This window comes from Aeromonas sp. QDB18, assembly GCF_027705325.1.
In the GTDB taxonomy this organism is placed as follows: Bacteria; Pseudomonadota; Gammaproteobacteria; order Enterobacterales; family Aeromonadaceae; genus Aeromonas; species Aeromonas caviae.
The window spans coordinates 1-525 of the sequence record NZ_JAPDBQ010000367.1 but is presented as its reverse complement, the minus strand read 5'-3'; the positions used below and the strand labels follow the sequence as shown (position 1 = coordinate 525).

1 protein-coding gene is annotated in these 525 nt (G+C 53.1%); it reads left to right on the top strand.

Going from position 1 to position 525, the window contains the following annotated elements; genetic code table 11:
• Window positions 1-90 precede the first annotated feature (90 nt).
• The coding region (locus tag OKC30_RS21380) for a TetR/AcrR family transcriptional regulator (protein WP_270809851.1) at window positions 91-525 on the top strand (435 nt) is incomplete at its 3' end.

Sequence of the window (525 nt, the reverse complement as noted above, 5' to 3'; positions counted from 1 at the left end):
CTAGATATTGACGAGTACGTCGGGTTTTCTCTTGTTTGAGTTGCCTCTTGTGGCAAGACAGTAATTAATTACTATCTTACAGGGGTGCTCGTGGACACCCATCCAAAGCATCTGCCGGCCGATGAACGTCGTGCCGTAACTGTCGAGTCCGTCGTGGCGCTTGCCAGTTCACAAAACCCAAGCGAGATAACCACTGCGGCTATCGCTAAACACATGAACTTGACCCAGGGTGCGCTGTTTCGGCACTTCCCGAACAAGGAAGCCATTTGGCAGGCGGTCATGGAGTGGGTAGCAGAGCGCCTATTAGCCAGAATCGATCGATCTGCACAAGGAATCGAGTCGCCCTTGGCAGCCATGGAGGCGATGTTCATGAGTCATATCGAATTCGTAGCTGAGCACCCAGGCGTGCCAAGAATGATGTTTGGTGAGCTTCAGCGTGCCGAATCGACACCGGCCAAGCGCATGGTGCAAACCTTGATTCAGCGCTACGGCGAACGTTTGCATCGTCTCATCGAGAAAGGCAAG